Here is a 20,607-nt window from a genome sequence, read left to right as displayed (position 1 = left end):
GACCTGCGGATTTGAGTGACAACCATGCCAAAACGTACAGACATTAAAAGCATCCTGATTCTCGGCGCTGGCCCGATCGTGATCGGCCAGGCCTGCGAATTCGACTACTCCGGCGCCCAGGCTTGCAAAGCCCTGCGCGAGGAAGGCTATCGCGTCATCCTGGTGAACTCCAACCCGGCCACCATCATGACTGACCCGGCCATGGCCGACGCCACCTACATCGAGCCGATCAAGTGGCAGACGGTTGCCAAGATCATCGAGGCAGAGCGTCCGGATGCGCTGCTGCCAACCATGGGTGGCCAGACCGCCCTGAACTGCGCCCTGGACCTGGAGCGCGAAGGCGTCCTGGAAAAATTCGGCGTGGAAATGATCGGTGCCAACGCCGACACCATCGACAAAGCCGAAGACCGCTCGCGCTTCGACAAGGCCATGAAGTCGATCGGCCTGGATTGCCCGCGTTCCGGTATCGCGCACACCATGGACGAGGCCAACGCGGTCCTCGACAAGCTGGGCTTCCCTTGCATCATTCGTCCGTCCTTCACCATGGGCGGCACCGGCGGCGGCATCGCCTACAACCGTGAAGAATTCGAAGAAATCTGCGCCCGTGGTCTGGACTTGTCGCCGACCAAGGAACTGCTGATCGACGAATCGCTGATCGGCTGGAAAGAGTACGAGATGGAAGTGGTCCGCGACAAAAAGGACAACTGCATCATCGTCTGCTCCATCGAGAACTTCGATCCGATGGGTGTGCACACCGGTGACTCGATCACCGTCGCACCGGCTCAGACCCTGACCGACAAGGAATACCAGATCATGCGCAACGCCTCCCTGGCGGTGCTGCGTGAAATCGGCGTCGAAACCGGCGGTTCCAACGTTCAGTTCGGTATCTGCCCGGACACCGGCCGCATGGTCGTGATCGAGATGAACCCGCGGGTATCGCGTTCTTCCGCCCTGGCTTCGAAAGCCACCGGTTTCCCGATCGCCAAGATCGCGGCCAAGCTGGCGGTCGGCTACACCCTCGACGAACTGCAGAACGACATCACTGGCGGCCGTACCCCGGCGTCCTTCGAGCCGTCGATCGACTACGTCGTTACCAAGCTGCCGCGCTTTGCATTCGAGAAATTCCCGAAAGCCGACGCCCGCCTGACCACCCAGATGAAATCCGTGGGTGAAGTCATGGCCATCGGCCGTACCTTCCAGGAGTCCCTGCAGAAAGCCCTGCGCGGTCTGGAAGTTGGCGTCTGCGGCCTCGACCCTAAAGTCGATCTGGCCAGCCCTGAAGCCTCAAGCATTCTCAAGCGCGAACTGACCGTGCCGGGCGCCGAGCGTATCTGGTATGTGGCTGATGCTTTCCGCGCCGGTATGACCCGCGACGAAATCTTCGCCCTGACCAGCATCGACCACTGGTTCCTGATCCAGATCGAAGACCTGATCAAGGATGAAGAGAAGGTCAAGACCCTCGGTCTGTCGACCATCGACAAGGACCTGATGCTGCGCCTGAAGCGCAAGGGCTTCTCCGACCAGCGTCTGGCCAAGCTGCTTGGCATCACTGACAAGAATCTGCGTCGTCATCGCCATAAGCTGGAAGTGTTCCCGGTCTACAAGCGCGTCGATACCTGCGCCGCCGAGTTCGCGACCGACACCGCCTACCTGTATTCGACCTATGAGGAAGAGTGCGAGGCCAACCCGTCGACTCGCGACAAGATCATGATTCTGGGCGGCGGTCCAAACCGTATCGGCCAGGGCATCGAGTTCGACTACTGCTGCGTACACGCGGCACTGGCCCTGCGTGAAGACGGTTACGAGACCATCATGGTCAACTGCAACCCGGAAACCGTCTCCACTGACTACGACACCTCTGATCGTTTGTACTTCGAGCCGCTGACGCTGGAAGACGTGCTGGAAGTGGTTCGCGTCGAGAAGCCGAAAGGCGTGATCGTCCACTACGGCGGCCAGACCCCGCTGAAACTGGCTCGCGCGCTGGAAGAGGCCGGTGTGCCAATCATCGGTACCAGCCCTGACGCCATCGACCGCGCGGAAGACCGTGAGCGCTTCCAGCAGATGGTTCAGCGCCTGAATCTGCTGCAGCCGCCAAACGCCACCGTGCGTAGCGAAGACGAAGCCATTCGTGCCGCCGGTGTTATCGGTTATCCGCTGGTAGTTCGCCCGTCCTACGTGCTGGGCGGCCGTGCCATGGAAATCGTCTACGAGCTGGACGAGCTCAAGCGCTACCTGCGCGAAGCCGTACAGGTTTCCAACGACAGCCCGGTCCTGCTCGACCACTTCCTCAACTGCGCCATCGAGATGGACGTGGATGCGGTGTGCGACGGCACCGACGTGGTTATCGGCGCAATCATGCAGCACATCGAGCAGGCCGGCGTTCACTCCGGTGACTCCGCGTGCTCGCTGCCGCCATACTCGCTGCCAGCCCATGTTCAGGACGAAGTCCGCGAACAGGTCAAGAAGATGGCCCTGGAACTTGGCGTTGTTGGTCTGATGAACGTCCAGCTGGCGCTGCAGGGCGACAAGATCTACGTGATCGAGGTCAACCCGCGCGCTTCCCGTACCGTGCCATTCGTGTCGAAGTGCATCGGCACTTCGCTGGCGATGATCGCCGCGCGCGTCATGGCTGGTAAATCGCTGAAAGAGTTGGGCTTCACCAAGGAAATCATCCCGAACTTCTACAGTGTCAAGGAAGCGGTGTTCCCATTCGCCAAGTTCCCGGGTGTTGACCCGATCCTCGGCCCTGAGATGAAATCCACCGGTGAAGTGATGGGCGTCGGCGACAGCTTCGGTGAAGCCTTCGCCAAAGCGCAGATGGGCGCCAGCGAAGTGCTGCCGACCGGCGGTACTGCGTTCATCAGCGTGCGTGATGACGACAAGCCACAAGTGGCTGGCGTTGCCCGTGACCTGATCGCTCTGGGCTTCGAAGTGGTTGCTACTGCCGGTACCGCCAAGATCATCGAAGCGGCTGGCCTGAAAGTGCGTCGCGTGAACAAGGTGACCGAAGGTCGTCCGCACGTGGTCGACATGATCAAGAACGACGAAGTGTCGCTGATCATCAACACCACCGAAGGTCGTCAGTCGATTGCCGATTCCTACTCGATTCGTCGCAATGCGTTGCAGCACAAGATTTACTGCACCACTACCATTGCGGCCGGTGAAGCTATCTGTGAAGCGCTGAAATTCGGTCCGGAAAAGACCGTTCGCCGCTTGCAGGATCTGCATGCAGGACTTAAAGCATGAGCATTACCAAATACCCGATGACCGTTCAGGGCGCTCGCGCCCTGGAAGAAGAGCACCTGTTCCTGAGCAAGACCGAGCGCCCGCGCCTGAGTCAGGCGATTGGCGAAGCGCGCGAGCTGGGTGACCTCAAGGAAAACGCTGAATACCATGCCGCTCGTGAGGAGCAAGGCATGGTTGAAGCCCGTATCCGTGATATCGAAGGCCGTTTGCAGAACTCGGTCGTGATCGACGTGACCACTATTGCCCACACTGGCAAGGTCATTTTCGGCACTACCGTGGTCCTGGAAAACACCGAGACTGGCGATCAGGTGACTTACCAGATCGTTGGTGAGGACGAAGCCGACATCAAGAAGGGCAAGCTGTCGGCGGGCGCGCCGATTGCCCGTGCCATCATCGGCAAGGAAGAAGGTGACGTGGTGGTCGTCAAGACACCTAGTGGCACGCTCGAGTACGAGATTGTCGAAGTCAAACACATCTGACCGGTCCCGTGGCTTCACTGCCACGGCCGTGATCTGGCAGCTGGCCCAGGTACTCTGGGTCGGTGGCCTGTGGATCCTTCATCTGGGGTTGTTGCCCGCGCTGAATCGGGTCGGCCTAGCGCCGTTGCTGGTCGAGGATGTCAGTCGTGTGGTGGCGTCATTGCTGGTGGCTTTCGCGGCTGTCGGTAGCGGCGTTCAGGTGTTGGTGCTGGTCCGGGCCGAGGGCATGACCAGTCTATGGCGGGACGCGCGTGGGCAGTTGCTGCTTATGGCGGTGCTGGCGTGTGCTGTCTACTTCTTACTGAGCACGGTGTTCGCAGGGCAACTGCGCTGGCAGTTGTTCTGTTACCTGGTGCTGGGCCTTACTGGTCTGCTGATAGTGTTGCAACCGGTGCCGGGCAGGGCGCGCAAAGCGCGCCACTGATCGGAGCGAACATCACTTGTAGCGATGGATGTTCGACAGTTGCTTGTTCGGCTGTGGGTTGCGGCGATAGATCAGTGCCTTCTTCCCGATGGTCTGCACCAGTTCGGCGCGGCCAACCTTGCACAGTTCGGCGATTGCTGCGGCACGCTCTTCGCGGTCATCCGAGCGGATCTCGACCTTGATCAGTTCGTGATCGGCCAGGGCGCGTTCCAGTTCGGTAAGAACGCCCTCAGTCAGTCCATTGCCTGCCACAATCAGAACTGGTTTCAGATCGTGGCCAATGGATTTGTACTGTTTCTTCTGCTCGTTATTGAGCGGCATAATCTGACCCTTTGTCTGATTCTGTAAAAATGGCGGCCATTTTACCCGAGGGCCCGTGGATCCGCCCAGTTAATCACGACCCTAATCATCGAGGTGCCCAGTGGCGCGTTCCAAGACAAGCCTTGGCTGGCTGAAAGAACATTTCAACGATCCTTACGTCAAAATGGCGCAAAAGGATGGTTATCGCTCGCGTGCGAGCTACAAACTGCTGGAAATTCAGGAAAAATACAAAATCATCCGTCCTGGCATGAGCGTGGTCGACCTAGGGGCCGCGCCAGGTGGTTGGTCGCAGGTGACCAGTCGTCTGATCGGCGGTCAAGGGCGTCTGATCGCGTCTGACATCCTGGAGATGGACAGCATTCCTGATGTCACCTTCATTCAGGGCGACTTCACTCAGGATGATGTGCTGGCACAAATTCTTGAGGCGGTCGGTAATTCGCATGTGGACCTTGTGATTTCCGATATGGCCCCCAATATGAGTGGTACGCCAGCCGTCGATATCCCCAAGGCGATGTTTCTCTGTGAGCTAGCCATTGATCTGGCTACTCGCGTGCTCAAGCCCGGTGGTGATTTCCTGATCAAGATTTTCCAGGGTGAAGGCTTTGACGTTTACCTCAAGGATGCTCGTAAGAAGTTCGACAAGGTGCAGATGCTGAAACCCGACTCTTCGCGTGATCGCTCACGAGAGCAGTACCTGCTGGCGAGAGGGTATCGCGGGGAATAAAAGCATCACCGGCGGCTTCTTGAGGCAGCGATAGTTTTTTCCAATCAGCCGGTCTGTCTGATATGAATGAACATCGTGTAGTCTAGATTCACAAAGGGTTACAGACGGCGCCAACTGCTGTTGTAGGTAATGTAGTAAGTTACGCCGGTGATTATCATGCGAGGCACGGTTGCGCCTAAACCTGCTTCAGAGGGTAGCTAATTGAACGATATGGCAAAGAATTTGATCCTGTGGTTGATCATCGCGGCTGTCCTGGTGACAGTGATGAACAACTTCTCCAGCCCGAATGAGCCGCAAACCCTCAACTATTCCGACTTCATCCAGCAAGTCAAGGATGGCAAGGTCGAGCGCGTTGCGGTCGACGGCTACGTCATTACAGGTAAACGTACTGATGGCGACACCTTCAAGACCATTCGTCCGGCGATTCAGGACAACGGCCTGATTGGCGACCTGGTCGACAACCATGTTGTGGTCGAAGGCAAGCAGCCAGAGCAGCAAAGCATCTGGACGCAGCTACTGGTAGCCAGCTTCCCGATCCTCGTAATCATTGCGGTCTTCATGTTCTTCATGCGGCAGATGCAAGGCGGCGCCGGTGGTAAAGGCGGGCCGATGAGCTTTGGCAAGAGCAAGGCGCGACTGCTGTCTGAGGATCAGGTCAAAACCACACTGGCCGACGTGGCGGGTTGTGATGAAGCGAAGGAAGAAGTCGGCGAGCTCGTCGAGTTCCTGCGTGATCCGGGCAAGTTCCAGCGCCTGGGTGGTCGTATTCCTCGCGGCGTCTTGATGGTTGGCCCTCCTGGTACCGGTAAGACATTGTTGGCCAAGGCCATTGCCGGTGAGGCGAAGGTTCCGTTCTTCACCATTTCCGGTTCCGACTTCGTTGAAATGTTTGTGGGTGTGGGTGCCAGTCGCGTACGTGACATGTTCGAGCAGGCCAAGAAGCATGCGCCTTGCATCATCTTCATCGACGAAATCGACGCTGTAGGTCGCCATCGTGGTGCTGGCATGGGTGGCGGTCACGACGAGCGTGAACAGACCCTCAACCAGCTGCTGGTGGAGATGGATGGCTTCGAGATGAACGATGGCATCATCGTGATCGCCGCAACCAACCGTCCAGACGTGCTTGACCCTGCCTTGCTGCGTCCCGGCCGTTTCGACCGCCAGGTGGTGGTCGGTTTGCCAGACATTCGTGGCCGTGAGCAGATTCTCAAGGTCCACATGCGCAAGGTGCCGATTGGCGAAAACGTCAATCCTGCAGTCATTGCTCGCGGTACTCCTGGCTTCTCTGGTGCTGACCTGGCCAACCTGGTCAACGAGGCTTCTCTTTTCGCGGCGCGGGGCGGCAAGCGCGTGGTCGAAATGAAGGAGTTCGAGCTGGCCAAAGACAAGATCATGATGGGTGCCGAGCGCAAATCCATGGTCATGTCGGAAAAAGAGAAACAGAACACCGCTTACCACGAGGCGGGCCATGCGATCGTTGGTCGCATCGTTCCGGAGCACGATCCGGTTTACAAGGTATCGATCATCCCTCGCGGCCGAGCGTTGGGTGTGACCATGTTCCTGCCGGAAGAGGATCGTTACAGCCTCTCCAAGCGTGCGCTGATCAGTCAGATCTGTTCACTGTACGGCGGCCGTATTGCTGAGGAAATGACGCTGGGCTTTGACGGTGTGACAACCGGCGCTTCCAACGACATCATGCGTGCCAGTCAGATCGCTCGTAACATGGTTACCAAGTGGGGCTTGTCGGAGAAGCTTGGCCCGCTCATGTACGCCGAAGAAGAGGGTGAAGTGTTCCTGGGGCGCGGCTCCAGTTCTGGGCACGCCAGTGTGTCCGGCGAGACTGCGAAGCTGATCGACTCTGAGGTTCGCAGCATCATCGATCAGTGCTATGCCACGGCCAAGCAGATCCTCACCGACAACCGTGACAAGCTCGATGCAATGGCTGACGCACTCATGAAGTACGAAACCATTGATGCCGAGCAGATTGAAGACATCATGGCTGGCCGCCCGCCGCGTGAACCGCGTGACTGGGATGGTGATTCGGGTGCATCTGGAACGACGGCTTCGCAGGGTGATCGTCCGGAGTCCCCAATCGGTGGGCCGGCAGCGCAACACTAAGGGCTGACATGACTTCACAGCAGTACCCAACCCGGTTGCCTTGCGGCAACCGGGTTCTTGACCTTTCACTTACCCATGTAATGGGTATTCTCAATATCACCCCGGATTCCTTTTCAGATGGCGGCCGCTTCACTCAGCGCGACGCGGCGCTGCGCCATGCCGAGGAAATGGTGGCTGCCGGCGCTACGTTGATCGATGTGGGTGGGGAGTCCACTCGGCCGGGGGCGCGCGTTGTCACTGCCCTTGAAGAGCTTGAGCGTGTTGCGCCTATTGTCGAGGCTCTGAATCGTGAGCTGGATGTGGTCATCTCGGTGGACACTTCGACACCCTCGGTTATCCGTGAGTCAGCGCGCCTCGGGGCAGGGCTGATCAACGATGTCCGCTCGCTCAGTCGTGACGGCGCCCTGGATGCCGCTGCGGCTACCGGCTTGCCTGTGTGCCTCATGCATATGCGCGGTGAGCCCGGAAACATGCAGGACGCCCCAAGCTACGGCGATGTGACTGCCGAGGTTGCGACGTATCTCGAGGAGCGGATGGCTGCCTGCAGTTCGGTTGGAATCGAGTCGGAGCGCATAATTCTTGACCCAGGTTTCGGTTTTGCCAAAACGCTGGAGCATAATCTCAGCCTGTTCAAGCATATGGACAGCCTGCAGCGCTTGGGGCGCCCATTGCTGGTGGGTGTCTCGCGCAAGAGTATGATCGGCCTGACCCTTAATCGGGCTGTAGATGGACGGCTATATGGCAGCTTGGCGCTGGCCGCATTGGCGATCACCAAAGGAGCGAAGATCCTTCGTGTTCACGATGTTGCCGAGACTGTCGACATCGTACGGATGATCGCTGCGGTACAAGCCGCCGAATAAGAGTGACGGAGCATTTATGAGTAGAAAATATTTTGGTACCGACGGCATCCGCGGTCGTGTTGGTGAATACCCGATTACGCCTGATTTCATGCTTAAGCTGGGTTGGGCGGCGGGTATGGCCTTTCGCAAGCAGGGGCACTGCCGTGTATTGGTAGGCAAGGACACCCGTATTTCCGGGTATATGTTCGAGTCTGCCCTGGAGGCCGGGCTTTCGGCTGCCGGGGCTGATGTGCTGCTGCTGGGGCCGATGCCGACTCCGGCTATCGCTTACCTGACGCGAACCTTCCATGCCGAGGCGGGTATCGTGATCAGTGCCTCCCACAATCCGCATGACGACAACGGCATCAAGTTTTTCTCCGGGCAAGGTACCAAGTTGCCTGACGAAGTCGAACTGATGATCGAAGAGCTGCTTGACCAGCCGATGACGGTGGTCGAGTCGAGCAAGCTGGGCAAGGTCTCCCGAATCAACGATGCGGCCGGTCGCTATATCGAATTCTGCAAGAGCAGCGTGCCGAGCAGTACCGATTTCTCTGGTCTGAAGCTGGCCATCGACTGTGCTCATGGCGCGACCTACAAGGTTGCTCCAAGCGTGTTTCGTGAGTTGGGTGCCGAAGTTACTGTTCTGTCTGCACAGCCGGATGGTCTGAACATCAACGAAAACTGCGGCTCGACTCATATCGAGTCGCTGCAGGCAGCGGTACTGGTTGGTCACGCCGATCTGGGTATCGCCTTCGACGGCGATGGTGACCGCGTGCTGATGGTTGATCACACGGGCGCCATTGTTGATGGTGACGAACTCTTGTTCATCATCGCTCGTGACCTCCATGACCGCGGCAAGCTTCAGGGGGGCGTGGTGGGTACGCTCATGAGCAACCTGGGGCTGGAGCTTGCGCTGAAGGACCTGTCGATTCCTTTCGTGCGAGCGAAGGTGGGTGACCGTTACGTCATGGCGGAGTTGCTGGCGCGCGAGTGGATCATTGGCGGGGAAAACTCCGGGCATGTGGTTTGCTGCAATCACACCACGACTGGAGACGCGATCATCGCTGCTCTGCAGGTGCTGATGGCGCTCAAGCGCCGTGGAGAGACCCTTGCGCAAGCTCGCCAGGCTGTCCGCAAGTGCCCGCAGGTGCTGATCAATGTCCGTTTCGGGGCAAGCAAGGTCGATCCGCTTGAGCACCCTTCGGTGAAGGAAGCGTGTGAGCGTATTACCGAGGATATGGCCGGGCGTGGTCGCGTGTTGTTGCGCAAGTCCGGAACAGAGCCTCTCGTGCGTGTAATGGTCGAAGGTGACGACGAAAGTCAGGTTCGCGGCCATGCCGAAGCACTGGCAAAACTGGTAAGTGAAGTTTGCGTTTGATTTACGCTTGCCAGTAGTGATCGGGTTGGGTAACATCTGCGCCCACTTTGACCGACGAGGTACAGCATGCGTCGCCCTATGGTAGCTGGTAACTGGAAGATGCACGGTACCCGCGCCAGCGTCGCTGAGCTGATCAAAAGCCTGAGTAATCAGGCCCTGCCAAGCGGTGTTGATGTCGCGGTGTTTCCACCCAGCCTGTTCATTGCACAGGTGGTCGACGGGCTTGAAGGCAAGTCGATCGCTGTAGGTGCTCAGGACTCCGCGGTCGAACCCCAGCAAGGGGCTTTGACGGGAGAGGTGGCTCCGAGTCAGTTGGTTGATGTCGGTTGTGAGTGGGTGTTGATCGGTCACTCCGAGCGGCGTCAGATTCTGGAAGAGCAAGACTCGACCCTGATTCGGAAGTTCGCAGCGGCACAGTCCTGTGGATTGAAGGTTGTGTTCTGTGTAGGGGAGACCCTCGAAGAGCGCGAAGCAGGCAAGACGCTTGAAGTTGTTGGGCAGCAGCTGGACAGCATCATCGATACGTTGGGTGTTGCGGTCTTTGCAAGTGCGATTATTGCCTATGAGCCAGTTTGGGCCATCGGTACTGGCCTCACAGCTACTCCGCAGCAAGCGCAGGATGTGCATAAAGCCATTCGCGAGCAGTTGGCGGTAAAGGATTCAGAAGTTGCGCAGAATGCGCGGCTTCTATACGGCGGCAGCGTGAAGGCGGCCAATGCGGCTGAGCTGTTCGGCATGCCGGATATTGATGGGGGGCTCATTGGTGGGGCTTCCCTGAACGCAGACGAATTCGGTGCAATTTGTCGCGCCGCAGGAAACTGAAAAATGCTGGAAACAGTTATTGTCGTTCTTCATCTGTTGGGCGCACTGGGTTTGGTAGTGCTGGTTCTGCTTCAACAGGGTAAAGGTGCGGAAGCAGGTGCATCTTTCGGCGCAGGTGCTTCAAATACTGTGTTCGGAAGCCAAGGTTCTGCTACCTTCCTGAGTAAGTTTACTGCTATACTAGCTGCCTCTTTCTTCTTAACTGCTCTTGGGTTAGGATACTTTGCTAAAGAGAAAGCTCATGAGCTGACTCAAGTAGGGTTGCCAGATCCAGCGGTATTAGAAGTTAAGCAAGCCAAACCGGCAGCAGATGATGTACCGGTGCTCCAGGAGCAACAGAAGAACGAAGCCGGCAACACTGGCGATGTTCCTCCAGCTCAAGAGCAGAAGTAACGGGTTTCAAAGTAGTATTGCCGAGGTGGTGGAATTGGTAGACACGCAACCTTGAGGTGGTTGTGCCCATAGGGTGTAGGGGTTCGAGTCCCCTTCTCGGTACCATTTGAAGCATGAGAGCCCGCTTTGAGCGGGCTTTCTTGTAGGTGGAGGTTGGATTGACCCTCCCGGGGTTCGGTCGTATACTTTCGCCCCAGCTTTGTCGCGGGGTGGAGCAGTCTGGTAGCTCGTCGGGCTCATAACCCGAAGGTCGTTGGTTCAAATCCAGCCCCCGCAACCAGTTTCAGCGGAGCCCCTTTTCAAGGGGCTTTTTGTTAGCTGAACAGTTCTCAGCGCCGATGTTCAACGGCGCATTTCATGGATGGGCGCTTGCCCATTTTTTATTTGCACAGCATGCACGAGGGGGTTCAGGTGTCGAGCAAGCTAGAACAGTTGCAGGCCTTGTTGGCCCCGGTGGTCGAGGCGCTCGGCTATCAATGCTGGGGAATCGAGTTCATTTCTCAAGGCAAACATTCGGTACTGCGTATCTATATCGACAAAGAAGGCGGCATTCTGGTCGAAGATTGCGAAGCCGTCAGTCGCCAGATCAGTGGCGTTCTGGATGTTGAAGATCCAATCAGCTCCGAATACACCCTTGAAGTGTCCTCTCCTGGCATGGATCGCCCGCTGTTCACTCTTGAACAGTTTGCCTCGCATGCCGGCGAACAAGTGAAGATCAAGCTGCGTACGCCCTTCGAAGGTCGTCGTAACTTTCAAGGCCTGCTCCGCGGTGTGGAGGAACAGGATGTCGTGGTCCAGGTGGACAGTCACGAATTCCTGTTGCCGATCGACTCGATCGACAAGGCCAACATTATTCCCAGTTTTGACTGAGACATGCCGGATCCGCTCCAGAAAAGCGGACCTAATGGCTTGCGAAAGGCGAGGCGTACGATGAGCAAAGAAGTACTGCTGGTTGTTGAGTCGGTATCCAATGAAAAGGGCGTACCGGCCGGCGTGATTTTTGAAGCGCTGGAAGTGGCTCTGGCCACCGCAACTAAAAAACGTTTTGAAGACGAAGTTGACCTGCGTGTGGAAATCAACCGCCACACCGGTAACTACGAAACCTTCCGCCGCTGGACCGTGGTCGAAGACGAAGACCTGGACGATCCTGCGATCGAACTGGCCGTCGACCAGGCCCAGGCGAAAAAGCCGGACGCTGTCGCTGGCGAGATCATCGAAGAGAAGATCGAATCCATCGAGTTCGGCCGTATTGCTGCCCAGACCGCCAAGCAAGTCATTGTGCAGAAGGTTCGCGAGGCAGAGCGTGCTCAGGTGGTCGATGCCTATCGTGAGCGTGTGGGTGAAATCATCTCCGGCACCGTCAAGAAAGTTACCCGCGACAACGTCATCGTTGATCTGGGTAACAACGCCGAAGCACTGCTGGCACGTGAAGACATCATTTCTCGCGAGACTTTCCGGGTAGGCGTTCGAGTTCGTGCGCTGCTCAAGGAAATCCGCACTGAGAACCGCGGTCCGCAACTGATCCTGTCGCGTACCGCGCCGCAGATGCTGATCGAGCTGTTCCGCATCGAAGTACCGGAAATCGCCGAGGGCCTGATCGAAGTGATGGCTGCTTCGCGTGATCCGGGCTCTCGAGCAAAGATCGCCGTCCGCTCCAAGGACAAACGCATTGACCCACAAGGCGCCTGCATCGGCATGCGCGGCTCCCGGGTTCAAGCGGTTTCCGGAGAGCTGGGTGGTGAGCGCGTGGATATCGTGCTCTGGGACGACAACCCTGCACAGTTCGTCATCAACGCCATGTCGCCGGCTGAAGTCGCGGCGATCATCGTTGATGAAGATGCCCACGCGATGGATATCGCTGTTGCCGCTGACAACCTGGCGCAGGCGATCGGTCGCGGCGGTCAGAACGTTCGCCTGGCCAGTCAACTGACCGGCTGGACCCTGAACGTGATGACCGAATCGGACATCCAGGCCAAGCAGCAAGCGGAAACCGGCGACATCCTGCGCAACTTCATCGAAGAGCTGGAAGTCGACGAAGAACTGGCCCAGGTGCTGGTCGACGAAGGCTTTACCAGCCTCGAAGAAATTGCCTATGTACCGCTGGAAGAAATGCTCAACATCGATGGCTTCGACGAGGAGATCGTCAACGAGCTCCGCGCTCGTGCCAAGGACCGTCTGTTGACCAAAGCCATCGCTACCGAGGAAAAACTGGCAGACGCCCATCCGGCCGAAGACCTGCTCTCTCTTGAGGGTATGGACAAGGATCTGGCGGCGGAACTGGCGGTGCGCGGCGTGGTTACCCGCGAAGACCTGGCCGAGCAGTCGATTGACGATCTGCTCGACATCGACGGCATCGACGAAGAGCGTGCCGGCAAGTTGATCATGGCCGCCCGAGCCCACTGGTTCGAGTAAGCAGGCTGGCCTGAGGAGAGAAGTGCATGACGCAAGTCACGGTGAAAGAATTGGCCCAAGAGGTCGCTGCACCGGTAGAGCGCCTGCTGCAGCAGATGCGTGAGGCAGGTCTGCCGCACACCGATGCCGGTCAGCTGGTGAGCGACAGTGAGAAGCAGGCTCTGCTGACCCATTTGAAAAGCAGCCATAAGGCAAAGGTGGAAGAGCCGCGCAAGATTACCTTGCAGCGCAAGACCACCAGCACCCTGCGTGTTGCCGGTAGCAAGAGCATCAGCGTAGAAGTACGCAAGAAGAAAGTTTTCGTACAGCGCAGCCCGGAAGAAGTCCAGGCTGAGCAGAAGCGTGAGCTGGAAGAGCGCCGCGCGGCCGAAAATGCTGTCCGCGAGAAGTCCGAAGCCGAAGCGCGTCAGCGCACCGAGGAAGAGACTCGTCGCCAAGCGCCAGCAGCACCGGCTGCCGCGCCTGTAGCCGCTCCGGTTGCGCAGGCTGAGGCCTCGGCTGCCGTCGAGCCCGCTGCAGCCCCGGCTCCAGCTGCTGACCGCAAGAAAGATGAAAGCCGTCGCAACGACCGTGCACGTGACGATGATCGTCGCGGTGGCGAGCGTCGCAACGAAGCGCCGCGCGTATCGGTCAAGGTCAAGGAGAAAGAGAAAGCTCCTACTCCTCGCGCCGCTCCACGTACTACCGAGGAAGAAAGCGATGGTTTCCGTCGCGGCGGTCGTGGCAAGTCCAAGCCGAAGAAACGCAACGCTCACGGTTTCCAGAGCCCTACCGGTCCGGTAATCCGCGACGTAAGCATCGGCGAGACCATTACGGTTTCCGACCTTGCGCAGCAGATGTCGGTCAAAGGCGCTGAAGTCGTCAAGTTCATGTTCAAGATGGGTACTCCGGTCACCATCAACCAGGTGCTCGATCAGGAGACTGCTCAACTGGTCGCCGAAGAGCTGGGCCACAAGGTCACCCTGGTCAGCGACACTGCCCTGGAAGACTCCCTGGCCGAATCGCTGAAGTTCGAAGGTGAGACCTTTGCCCGTGCGCCGGTCGTGACCGTAATGGGCCACGTTGACCACGGTAAGACCTCGCTGCTCGACTACATCCGTCGTGCCAAGGTTGCTGCTGGCGAAGCCGGTGGTATCACCCAGCACATCGGTGCCTACCACGTGGAAACCGACCGCGGCATGGTCACCTTCCTCGACACCCCTGGTCACGCCGCGTTTACCGCCATGCGTGCCCGTGGTGCCAAGGCGACCGACATCGTGATCCTGGTGGTCGCGGCTGACGACGGTGTGATGCCTCAGACCCGCGAAGCGGTTCAGCACGCCAAGGCTGCTGGCGTTCCACTGGTTGTTGCAGTGAACAAGATCGACAAGCCGGGCGCTGACCTCGACCGCATCCGCAACGAGCTGTCCGTCGAAGGCGTTACTTCCGAGGACTGGGGTGGTGACACTCCATTCGTCAAAGTTTCGGCGAAGATGGGTACCGGTGTTGACGAACTGCTCGAAGCCGTTCTGCTGCAAGCCGAGATCCTCGAGCTCAAAGCCACTCCATCCGCGCCAGGTCGTGGTGTCGTGGTCGAGTCTCGCCTGGACAAGGGCCGTGGCCCGGTGGCGACCGTTCTGGTTCAGGACGGCACCCTGCGTCAAGGCGACATGGTTCTGTGCGGTTCCAACTACGGCCGCGTACGAGCGATGCTCGACGAGAACGGCAAGCCCGTCAAAGAAGCCGGTCCGTCTATCCCGGTCGAGATCCTCGGCCTGGACGGCACCCCGGACGCTGGCGACGAGCTGTCGGTAGTGGCTGACGAGAAGAAAGCCCGCGAAGTTGCACTGTTCCGCCAAGGCAAGTTCCGCGAAGTCAAACTGGCTCGCGCTCATGCTGGCAAGCTGGAAAACATCTTCGAGAACATGGGCCAGGAAGAGAAGAAGACCCTCAACATCGTCCTCAAGGCCGACGTTCGTGGTTCTCTCGAGGCTCTGCAAGGTTCGCTCGGCGGCCTGGGCAACGACGAAGTGCAAGTGCGCGTGATCGGTGGCGGTGTCGGTGGTATCACCGAGAGCGACGCCAACCTGGCACTGGCTTCGAACGCAGTACTGTTCGGCTTCAACGTTCGTGCCGATGCCGGTGCGCGCAAGATCGTCGAGCAGGAAGGTCTGGATATGCGTTACTACAACGTAATCTACGACATCATCGAAGACGTCAAGAAAGCCCTGACCGGTATGCTCGGCAGCGATGTTCGCGAGAACATCCTGGGTATCGCCGAAGTGCGTGACGTGTTCCGTTCGCCGAAGTTCGGCGCGATCGCTGGTTGCATGGTCGTGGAAGGTACGGTTCACCGTAACCGCCCGATCCGTGTACTGCGCGAAGACGTGGTTATCTTCGAAGGCGAGCTGGAATCCCTGCGCCGCTTCAAGGACGATGCGTCCGAAGTACGTGCCGGCATGGAATGCGGTATCGGCGTCAAGAGCTACAACGACGTCAAGGTCGGCGACAAGATCGAAGTCTTCGAGAAAGTCCAGGTGGCTCGTACGCTCTGATTCACGAGCTTGGAAGCGACGGGCGGGTGGCTGTGAAGCCACGCTTGTCGCTGAACGCAACGCCCGGTCCGGCTGATGCCTGGCCGGGCGTTTGCCGCTTTAGTTACAGGTAGCAAGACATGGCAAAAGAATATAGCCGTACCCAACGCATCGGCGATCAAATGCAGCGTGAGCTGGCCCAGTTGATCCGTCGTGAAGTCAAAGACCCGCGCGTCGGCCTGGTGACCATCACCGCCGTCGATGTCAGCCGCGATGTTGGCCATGCCAAGGTGTTCATCACCGTCATGGGCCAGGACAGCGCCGAAGACATCAAGCAGAGTCTGAAAGTCCTGAACTCCGCCTCCGGTTTCCTGCGCATGCAGCTCGGCCGTGAAATGAAGCTGCGCAGCGTGCCGCAACTGCATTTCCACTATGACGAGAGCGTCACCCGCGGCGCCCATCTGTCCGCGCTGATCGAGCGCGCCGTCGCCGAGGACAGCCAGCACCAGAGCACCGACGTTCCGGATAGCAAGGAGTGATCCGTGGCTCAGGTCAAACGTATCCGTCGTAACGTCAGTGGCATCATCCTGCTCGACAAGCCGCTGGGGTTCACCTCCAACGCCGCGTTGCAGAAGGTTCGCTGGCTGCTCAATGCTGAAAAGGCCGGACATACCGGCAGCCTTGATCCGCTGGCTAGTGGCGTACTGCCGCTGTGCTTCGGCGAGGCGACCAAGTTCTCGCAATACCTGCTCGATTCCGACAAGGGCTACGAGACGGTCATGCAACTGGGGCAGACCACCACCACCGGCGATGCCGAGGGTGAAGTCCTGCAGACCCGCGATGTGACCGTTGGTCGCGCCGACATTGAAGCGGTGTTGCCACAATTTCGTGGTCAAATCAGCCAGATACCACCGATGTACTCGGCCCTCAAGCGCGATGGCCAGCCGTTGTACAAACTGGCGCGTGCAGGTGAAGTAGTGGAGCGTGAAGCACGTTCTGTTACTATTACCCGCTTGGAACTGCTGGAGTGCGAAGGCACCCGGGTTCGTCTCTCGGTCGGTTGCACCAAGGGCACGTATATCCGCACCCTGGTCGAAGATATCGGCGAGGTGTTGGGATGTGGTGCTTATGTCGCCGAACTGCGTCGCACCCATGCCGGACCGTTCGAACTGGCCCAGACCGTAACCCTCGAAGAACTCGAGCAGGTTCACGCCGATGGCGGCAATGAAGCGATCGATCGCTTCCTGATGCCTTCGGACAGCGGCTTGCTTGACTGGCCGTTGCTGCAGTTCTCCGAGCACAGTGCGTTTTACTGGCTGCATGGTCAGCCGGTACGTTCGCCGGACGCGCCGAAATTCGGCATGGTCCGCGTACAGGATCACAACGGTCGCTTCATCGGGATCGGTGAAGTGAGCGAAGACGGGCGCATCGCGCCGCGTCGACTGATTCGGTCGGAATGACCGAAACCGTCAGTGTCGGGCTCAGGTCCGGCACGGATGGATCAGAGGGTGGCTGTTAATAGGCACGGTCACACCTCACTTTTATGAATACAGGGAGCAGTCCCTGGCCTATTGGAAGCCTTTACCGGTTTCCCTTGATTTGGAGAAAGCCAGATGGCACTCAGCGTTGAAGAAAAAGCAAAGATCGTTGGCGACTACCAGCAAGCCGCTGGTGACACCGGTAGCCCGGAAGTACAGGTTGCTCTGCTGACCGCCAACATCAACAAGCTGCAAGGCCACTTCAAGGCCAACGGCAAAGACCACCACTCCCGTCGTGGTCTGATCCGCATGGTAAACCAGCGCCGCAAGCTGCTGGACTACCTGAAAGGTAAAGACACCACTCGTTACAGCGCCCTGATCGGTCGTCTGGGTCTGCGTCGCTAATAGCGGCCTGGCCAGTGGTGTGCGCGGCGTGCTGCGGTCTTCAGCCAAGAGCTTTCGCTCCATGGCTGACGAGCGCGCCGCGCGTATCTATGAGGTTGGCAGTCTGTCTTGCCCGAGCGGTTTCCGCGACGGCCGGGCAGGCTCCCAACCTTTAGTTTTATCTGGACGGTCAATGGGGCCGATTCCCCGTTCTGCCCAAGAATTCGCAAGAAACCAGTTCCCCCAGAGCCACTGAGAAAAGGTAGGAAACCGTGAACCCGGTAATCAAGAAATTTCAGTTCGGTCAATCGACCGTAACCCTCGAGACTGGCCGTATCGCCCGTCAGGCATCCGGTGCCGTATTGGTCACCGTTGATAATGACGTCACCGTGCTGGTGACCGTGGTTGGCGCGAAGCACGCTGATCCGAGCAAGGGCTTCTTCCCGCTGTCCGTGCATTATCAGGAAAAGACCTACGCCGCCGGCAAGATCCCTGGTGGTTTCTTCAAGCGTGAAGGCCGTCCTTCCGAGAAAGAAACCCTGACTTCGCGTCTGATCGACCGTCCGATCCGTCCGCTGTTCCCAGAAGGCTTCATGAACGAAGTGCAGGTTGTCTGCACCGTCGTTTCCACCAGCAAGAAGACCGATCCGGACATCGCTGCGATGATCGGTACCTCGGCTGCCCTGGCGATCTCCGGCATCCCGTTCGAAGGCCCTATCGGTGCCGCGCGCGTTGCCTTCCACGAGAGCACCGGCTACCTGCTGAACCCGACCTACGAGCAACTGGCTGCTTCCAGCCTGGACATGGTCGTCGCCGGTACTTCCGACGCCGTTCTGATGGTTGAATCGGAAGCCAAAGAGCTGACCGAAGACCAGATGCTGGGCGCCGTGCTGTTTGCCCACGACGAATTCCAGGCAGTCATCCAGGCTGTCAAAGAGCTGGCCGCCGAAGCTGCCAAGCCGACTTGGGACTGGAAGCCAGCCGTTGCCAACACCGAACTGCTGAACGCCATCCGCGCCGAGTTCGGCGAAGCCGTTTCCCAGGGCTACACCATCACCGTCAAGGCCGACCGTTACGCTCGTCTCGGCGAACTGCGCGATCAGGCGATCGCCAAGTTCTCCGGTGAGGAAGGTCAGGCTTCGGCAGGTGAAGTCAAAGAAATCTTCGGCGAAATCGAATACCGCACCGTTCGCGAAAACATCGTAAACGGCAAGCCACGTATCGACGGCCGTGACACCAAGACCGTACGTCCGCTGAACATCGAAGTCGGTGTTCTGCCGAAGACTCACGGCTCCGCACTGTTCACCCGTGGCGAGACCCAGGCGCTGGTTGTTGCGACCCTCGGTACTGCCCGCGACGCACAGCTGCTGGACACCCTCGAAGGCGAGCGTAAAGACCCCTTCATGCTGCACTACAACTTCCCACCGTTCTCGGTGGGCGAGTGTGGCCGCATGGGCGGTGCTGGTCGTCGTGAAATCGGCCACGGTCGTCTGGCCCGTCGTTCGGTTCAGGCCATGCTGCCAGCCGCCGACGCATTCCCGTACACCATCCGCGTTGTGTCGGAAATCACCGAATCCAACGGTTCCAGCTCGATGGCATCGGTTTGCGGTGCTTCGCTGGCACTGATGGACGCCGGTGTACCGATGAAGGCTCCGGTTGCCGGTATCGCCATGGGCCTGGTTAAAGAAGGCGAGAAGTTCGCCATTCTGACCGACATCCTCGGTGACGAAGACCACCTGGGCGACATGGACTTCAAGGTTGCCGGTACCTCCAAGGGTGTTACCGCGCTGCAGATGGACATCAAGATCAACGGCATCACCGAAGAGATCATGGAGATCGCCCTGGGCCAAGCCCTGGAAGCGCGCCTGAACATCCTCGGTCAGATGAACCAGATCATCGGTCAGTCCCGTAGCGAGCTGTCGGAAAATGCTCCGACCATGATCGCGATGAAGATCGACACCGACAAGATCCGTGACGTCATCGGTAAAGGCGGCGCGACCATCCGTGGTATCTGCGAAGAAACCAAGGCTTCGATCGATATCGAAGACGACGGCTCGATCAAGATCTTCGGCGAAACCAAAGATGCAGCAGAAGCAGCGCGTCAGCGCGTTCTGAGCATCACTGCCGAAGCCGAGATCGGCAAGATCTACGTCGGCAAGGTAGAGCGCATCGTCGACTTTGGCGCCTTCGTCAACATCCTGCCGGGCAAGGACGGTCTGGTTCACATCTCCATGCTGAGCGACGCTCGCGTAGAGAAAGTGACCGACATCCTGAAAGAAGGTCAGGAAGTTGAAGTTCTGGTGCTGGACGTGGACAACCGCGGTCGCATCAAGCTGTCGATCAAAGACGTTGCTGCAGCGAAGGCTTCGGGCGTTTAACTCCCGGCTTTCGAGAAAGGACCCTCCGGGGTCCTTTTTTTATGCGCGCGAATTGATGGGACAACTTGCATCTTGCATGCGCAATAACGCGGCAACTTGCAATTTGCACGATCCCGGCATTTTCGTGTTTGCGTAAGCTGTTGTTTTTAAACGATTTTTAAGATATCAAAAACTGGCACAGCGTCTGCAATGTAAGGATTACACCTGCCACCAGGACCTTTCGGTGGCAGATTTCTCGATAAACAGGAGTGTCTCGTATGAAGAAGTTCGCTATTGCTGCTGCCACCGCTACTGCCCTGACTCTGACCATGGCCAACGTAGCGTTCGCCCAACAGCCGACCACCCAAGCGCCACTGACTCTTGCGGCCGGTGAAGTGACCAAGGCCAAGGAAGCCACTTCCGATACCTGGATTACTACCAAGGTAAAAGCTGATCTGGTTACCGAAAAAGGCATTCCTGGTACCGACATCAAAGTCGAAACCAACAAAGGCGTAGTGTCGCTGTCGTCCGACGTGGCAGTGTCCTCGTCGCAGAAAGACATGGCAGTTGCCATCGCCAAGAAAATCAAAGGCGTACAGGCTGTATCGGCTGATGGCCTGAAAACCAACTGATTGGTTCGTCCGCTCGCTGATCCTGACGGTTCATGCGACAGCCCAAAAGGATTTGGGCGCACAGAGCCCCGGCAATGCCGGGGCTCT

Annotated in this window: 18 protein-coding genes and 2 tRNA genes; 19 read left to right on the top strand and 1 reads right to left on the bottom strand. The window is 58.3% G+C overall.

The window, feature by feature from the left end; genetic code table 11:
• Positions 1 to 24: 24 nt before the first annotated feature.
• From carB to DM374_RS05165, 3 genes are read left to right on the top strand one after another with little or no spacing between them, the layout of a single operon-like run.
• Entirely contained in the window at positions 25 to 3,246 is a 3,222-nt protein-coding gene (gene carB, locus DM374_RS05175) for a carbamoyl-phosphate synthase large subunit (RefSeq protein ID WP_110968923.1), read from the top strand.
• Positions 3,243 to 3,725: a transcription elongation factor GreA gene (greA, locus tag DM374_RS05170; protein WP_177431512.1), complete on the top strand. Its 483-nt coding sequence runs from the start codon at positions 3,243 to 3,245 to the stop codon at positions 3,723 to 3,725. The genes carB and greA overlap by 4 nt, the downstream gene beginning before the upstream one ends.
• Positions 3,726 to 3,753: 28 nt before the next feature.
• A complete protein-coding gene (locus DM374_RS05165) occupies positions 3,754 to 4,149 on the top strand; it encodes an MFS transporter (RefSeq protein ID WP_110968922.1) in 396 nt (131 codons plus the stop codon).
• A gap of 12 nt (positions 4,150 to 4,161) precedes the next feature.
• Here DM374_RS05165 and DM374_RS05160 read toward each other — a convergent pair whose 3' ends face one another.
• The gene (locus DM374_RS05160) at positions 4,162 to 4,470 is read right to left on the bottom strand and encodes a YhbY family RNA-binding protein (RefSeq protein WP_110968921.1); all 309 of its coding nucleotides are present in this window, start codon (positions 4,468 to 4,470) and stop codon (positions 4,162 to 4,164) included.
• Positions 4,471 to 4,570: 100 nt separating this feature from the next.
• On the opposite strand from DM374_RS05160, the gene rlmE reads away from it, so the two are divergent.
• The 16 genes from rlmE (at position 4,571) to DM374_RS05075 (ending at position 20,520) form a co-directional block, all read left to right on the top strand.
• Positions 4,571 to 5,194 (top strand): 23S rRNA (uridine(2552)-2'-O)-methyltransferase RlmE, encoded by a 624-nt coding sequence (gene rlmE, locus DM374_RS05155; protein ID WP_110968920.1) that lies wholly within the window; start codon positions 4,571 to 4,573, stop codon positions 5,192 to 5,194.
• A 210-nt stretch (positions 5,195 to 5,404) separates the two neighbouring features.
• A complete protein-coding gene (gene ftsH / locus DM374_RS05150) occupies positions 5,405 to 7,312 on the top strand; it encodes an ATP-dependent zinc metalloprotease FtsH (RefSeq protein WP_110968919.1) in 1,908 nt (635 codons plus the stop codon).
• Between the two features lie 8 nt (positions 7,313 to 7,320).
• Positions 7,321 to 8,172: a dihydropteroate synthase gene (gene folP, locus DM374_RS05145; RefSeq protein ID WP_110968918.1), complete on the top strand. Its 852-nt coding sequence runs from the start codon at positions 7,321 to 7,323 to the stop codon at positions 8,170 to 8,172.
• 16 nt (positions 8,173 to 8,188) lie between these two features.
• Positions 8,189 to 9,529: a phosphoglucosamine mutase gene (gene glmM / locus DM374_RS05140; protein WP_110968917.1), complete on the top strand. Its 1,341-nt coding sequence runs from the start codon at positions 8,189 to 8,191 to the stop codon at positions 9,527 to 9,529.
• 66 nt (positions 9,530 to 9,595) lie between these two features.
• Positions 9,596 to 10,351 (top strand): triose-phosphate isomerase, encoded by a 756-nt coding sequence (gene tpiA / locus DM374_RS05135; protein WP_110968916.1) that lies wholly within the window; start codon positions 9,596 to 9,598, stop codon positions 10,349 to 10,351.
• 3 nt (positions 10,352 to 10,354) lie between these two features.
• Positions 10,355 to 10,744 carry a preprotein translocase subunit SecG gene (gene secG / locus DM374_RS05130; RefSeq protein ID WP_095159738.1) on the top strand — a complete coding sequence of 130 codons (390 nt, stop codon included), beginning with the start codon at positions 10,355 to 10,357 and terminating at the stop codon, positions 10,742 to 10,744.
• Positions 10,745 to 10,763: 19 nt separating this feature from the next.
• A tRNA-Leu gene (locus tag DM374_RS05125) sits at positions 10,764 to 10,849 on the top strand.
• Positions 10,850 to 10,947: 98 nt separating this feature from the next.
• A tRNA-Met gene (locus tag DM374_RS05120) sits at positions 10,948 to 11,024 on the top strand.
• 131 nt (positions 11,025 to 11,155) lie between these two features.
• Positions 11,156 to 11,614, top strand: a complete 459-nt coding sequence (rimP, locus tag DM374_RS05115) for a ribosome maturation factor RimP (RefSeq protein WP_157969672.1) — start codon at positions 11,156 to 11,158, stop codon at positions 11,612 to 11,614.
• A gap of 60 nt (positions 11,615 to 11,674) precedes the next feature.
• A complete protein-coding gene (gene nusA, locus DM374_RS05110; RefSeq protein ID WP_110968915.1) occupies positions 11,675 to 13,156 on the top strand; it encodes a transcription termination factor NusA in 1,482 nt (493 codons plus the stop codon).
• A 26-nt stretch (positions 13,157 to 13,182) separates the two neighbouring features.
• Positions 13,183 to 15,690 (top strand): translation initiation factor IF-2, encoded by a 2,508-nt coding sequence (gene infB, locus DM374_RS05105; RefSeq protein WP_110968914.1) that lies wholly within the window; start codon positions 13,183 to 13,185, stop codon positions 15,688 to 15,690.
• A gap of 119 nt (positions 15,691 to 15,809) precedes the next feature.
• Entirely contained in the window at positions 15,810 to 16,208 is a 399-nt protein-coding gene (rbfA, locus tag DM374_RS05100; RefSeq protein WP_095159741.1) for a 30S ribosome-binding factor RbfA, read from the top strand.
• Between the two features lie 3 nt (positions 16,209 to 16,211).
• Positions 16,212 to 17,129 carry a tRNA pseudouridine(55) synthase TruB gene (gene truB, locus DM374_RS05095; protein ID WP_110968913.1) on the top strand — a complete coding sequence of 306 codons (918 nt, stop codon included), beginning with the start codon at positions 16,212 to 16,214 and terminating at the stop codon, positions 17,127 to 17,129.
• 153 nt (positions 17,130 to 17,282) lie between these two features.
• Positions 17,283 to 17,552, top strand: coding sequence for a 30S ribosomal protein S15 (gene rpsO / locus DM374_RS05090; RefSeq protein WP_110968912.1), 270 nt, complete (start codon positions 17,283 to 17,285; stop codon positions 17,550 to 17,552).
• Between the two features lie 251 nt (positions 17,553 to 17,803).
• Positions 17,804 to 19,909, top strand: a complete 2,106-nt coding sequence (gene pnp, locus DM374_RS05080) for a polyribonucleotide nucleotidyltransferase (RefSeq protein ID WP_095159744.1) — start codon at positions 17,804 to 17,806, stop codon at positions 19,907 to 19,909.
• A 257-nt stretch (positions 19,910 to 20,166) separates the two neighbouring features.
• Positions 20,167 to 20,520 carry a BON domain-containing protein gene (locus tag DM374_RS05075; RefSeq protein ID WP_095159745.1) on the top strand — a complete coding sequence of 118 codons (354 nt, stop codon included), beginning with the start codon at positions 20,167 to 20,169 and terminating at the stop codon, positions 20,518 to 20,520.
• Positions 20,521 to 20,607: the final 87 nt, after the last annotated feature.

This window comes from Pseudomonas huaxiensis (assembly GCF_003231275.1).
GTDB classification, from domain to species: Bacteria; Pseudomonadota; Gammaproteobacteria; order Pseudomonadales; family Pseudomonadaceae; genus Aquipseudomonas; species Aquipseudomonas huaxiensis.
The sequence above is the reverse complement of the archived record's forward strand: the minus strand, read 5'-3'. Positions and strand labels throughout refer to the sequence as shown.

What these genes read in the sequence shown, in the direction of transcription:
- carB (WP_110968923.1), top strand. Translation starts at nt 25, where the DNA reads ATGCCAAAACGTACAGACATTAAAAGCATCCTGATTCTCGGCGCTGGC.
- greA (WP_177431512.1), top strand. Translation starts at nt 3,243, where the DNA reads ATGAGCATTACCAAATACCCGATGACCGTTCAGGGCGCTCGCGCCCTG.
- DM374_RS05160 (WP_110968921.1), bottom strand. Translation starts at nt 4,470, where the DNA reads ATGCCGCTCAATAACGAGCAGAAGAAACAGTACAAATCCATTGGCCAC.
- ftsH (WP_110968919.1), top strand. Translation starts at nt 5,405, where the DNA reads ATGGCAAAGAATTTGATCCTGTGGTTGATCATCGCGGCTGTCCTGGTG.
- folP (WP_110968918.1), top strand. Translation starts at nt 7,321, where the DNA reads ATGACTTCACAGCAGTACCCAACCCGGTTGCCTTGCGGCAACCGGGTT.
- glmM (WP_110968917.1), top strand. Translation starts at nt 8,189, where the DNA reads ATGAGTAGAAAATATTTTGGTACCGACGGCATCCGCGGTCGTGTTGGT.
- tpiA (WP_110968916.1), top strand. Translation starts at nt 9,596, where the DNA reads ATGCGTCGCCCTATGGTAGCTGGTAACTGGAAGATGCACGGTACCCGC.
- secG (WP_095159738.1), top strand. Translation starts at nt 10,355, where the DNA reads ATGCTGGAAACAGTTATTGTCGTTCTTCATCTGTTGGGCGCACTGGGT.
- nusA (WP_110968915.1), top strand. Translation starts at nt 11,675, where the DNA reads ATGAGCAAAGAAGTACTGCTGGTTGTTGAGTCGGTATCCAATGAAAAG.
- infB (WP_110968914.1), top strand. Translation starts at nt 13,183, where the DNA reads ATGACGCAAGTCACGGTGAAAGAATTGGCCCAAGAGGTCGCTGCACCG.
- rbfA (WP_095159741.1), top strand. Translation starts at nt 15,810, where the DNA reads ATGGCAAAAGAATATAGCCGTACCCAACGCATCGGCGATCAAATGCAG.
- rpsO (WP_110968912.1), top strand. Translation starts at nt 17,283, where the DNA reads ATGGCACTCAGCGTTGAAGAAAAAGCAAAGATCGTTGGCGACTACCAG.
- DM374_RS05075 (WP_095159745.1), top strand. Translation starts at nt 20,167, where the DNA reads ATGAAGAAGTTCGCTATTGCTGCTGCCACCGCTACTGCCCTGACTCTG.